Here is a 2,075-nt window from a genome sequence, read left to right as displayed (position 1 = left end):
CGCCTTACGGTGGAGCTGTGCGTAGATGTGATCAAGAGACAGGCTGCGCGTCACGCAGCAATGCCGGGCCGAGGATCTGGAGCGCACCCGCGACGCCTATGCCGCGGCCGGGGTGGCGGCGGAACTCGCGCCCTTCTTCCCCGATGTCGCGGCCCTGTACCGGAACGCGCATCTGGTGATCTCCCGCGCCGGCGCCTCCTCGGTGGCGGAACTGGCCTGTGCCGGCCGCCCCGCCATCCTGGTCCCGCTCCCCGGCGCCATCGACGACCACCAGAGCGCCAATGCCCGCGCCATGGCGGCCTCCGGCGCTGCCGAGGTGATGTTGCAGGCGGGAAACCAGTCCGGGAATCCGGACGGTTTCACGCCCGCGGCGCTCGCTTCGGCGTTGACCGCCCGGCTGGAAGACCCTACCCGCCTCATTCCGGCCGCCGCCGCCGCGGCCGGGCTCGCCCGCCCCGATGCCGCCGCCCTGCTCGCCGACCGCGTGCAGGCCCTGGCGCATTCGCACACGACCCGCTGAGAGGGAGCCCGCCCTATGCGCGCCCTGCCGCTCAATATCGGCCCCATTCATTTCGTCGGCATCGGCGGCATCGGCATGTCGGGCATCGCCCAGGTGCTGCACAACCTCGGATACCACGTCCAGGGCTCCGACGTGGCGGAAGGCTACAACATCGCCCGGCTGCGCGAGGCCGGGATGCAGGTCCATATCGGCCATGACGCCGCCAATCTGGGCGAGGCCGCCGTGGTCGTCGTCTCCTCCGCCATCAAGCGCGACAACCCGGAGCTCCAGGCGGCGCGGGAGCGCATGATCCCGGTCGTCCGCCGGGCCGAGATGCTGGCCGAGCTGATGCGCCTGAAATGGTCCATCGCCATCGGCGGCACGCACGGCAAGACCACCACCACCTCGCTGGTCGCCACGGTGCTGGAGGCCGCGCGCCTCGACCCGACCGTGATCAACGGCGGCATCATCAACGCCTATGGCAACAACACCCGCCTGGGCGAGGGCGACTGGATGGTGGTGGAGGCCGACGAGAGCGACGGCTCCTTCCTCAAGCTGCCCGCCGTGGTCGCCGTGGTCACCAACATGGACCCGGAGCACCTGGACCACTGGGGCACCGCCGAGGCGATGAAGGAAGGCTATGCCCAGTTCGTGGGCAACATCCCCTTCTACGGCTTCGCGGTCCTCTGCGCCGACCATCCGGGGGTGCAGGCGATGATCCCGCGTCTGTCCGACCGCCGCATCGTCACCTACGGCTTCTCGCCCCAGGCCGATGTGCGGGCCGAGCGCGTGATCACCGACCGCATGGGCGCCACCTTCGAGGTCGTGGTGCAGGACCGGCTGAACAAGCGGACCCGCCACCTCAAGCCCTTCCGCCTGCCGATGCTGGGCCAGCACAACGTCCAGAACGCGCTGGCCGCCATCGCCGTCGGCGTGGAGATGGAGGTGCCGGAGGAGACGATCCGCACCGCGCTGGTGGGCTTCAAGGGCGTCAAGCGCCGCTTCACCCGCGTCGGCGACGCCGGCGGCATCACCGTCATCGACGACTACGGCCACCACCCAGTGGAGATCGCGGCGGTGCTGAAGGCCGCCCGCCAGGCCGGCGCCCGCGACGTGGTCGCGGTGGTCCAGCCGCACCGCTATTCCCGCCTGCAGATGCTCTTCGAGGAATTCTGCAAGTGCATGAACGACGCCGGCACGGTGATCGTGGCCGATGTCTACGCGGCCGGCGAGGCACCGATCGAGGGCGTGGACAAGGACGCGCTGGTCGAGGGGCTGCGCGCCCATGGCCATCGCAGCGTCGTCCCCCTGCCCGGCCCGGACTCCCTGGCCGAGATGGTGCATGCCATCGCCCGCCCCGGCGACTACGTGGTCTGCCTCGGCGCCGGCAACATCACCGGCTGGGCCCATGCCCTGCCGGAGCAGCTCGCCGAGCTACAGGCCCGCTCCGGCCCGCGCGACGCCTTTGGCGCGCCTTCCCGCCGCGCCATCGCCAGCGCGCCCTGAACCGGCACCCGGACCCGCGATGAGCGCCGCCGCCCCCGCCCCGCCGGAACACGCCGCCCCCCTGCCGGAC

2 protein-coding genes are annotated in these 2,075 nt (G+C 71.5%); both read left to right on the top strand.

Annotated features, from left to right (window positions below):
- Positions 1–43 precede the first annotated feature (43 nt).
- A complete protein-coding gene (locus tag ROTAS13_RS23510) occupies positions 44–520 on the top strand; it encodes a glycosyltransferase (RefSeq protein WP_371329324.1) in 477 nt (158 codons plus the stop codon).
- Positions 521–535: 15 nt separating this feature from the next.
- Positions 536–2,005, top strand: a complete 1,470-nt coding sequence (murC, locus tag ROTAS13_RS23505) for a UDP-N-acetylmuramate--L-alanine ligase (RefSeq protein ID WP_019459414.1) — start codon at positions 536–538, stop codon at positions 2,003–2,005.
- Positions 2,006–2,075: the final 70 nt, after the last annotated feature.

The sequence above is a fragment of the Roseomonas sp. TAS13 genome (genome assembly GCF_001950415.1).
GTDB classification, from domain to species: Bacteria; Pseudomonadota; Alphaproteobacteria; order Acetobacterales; family Acetobacteraceae; genus Roseomonas; species Roseomonas mucosa.
Note: the sequence above shows the minus strand (reverse complement) of the source record. Positions and strands in the feature narration are given on the sequence as shown.

Excerpts from the sequence above, each read along its gene's own strand:
- murC (WP_019459414.1), top strand. The coding sequence starts at position 536 with ATGCGCGCCCTGCCGCTCAATATCGGCCCCATTCATTTCGTCGGCATC.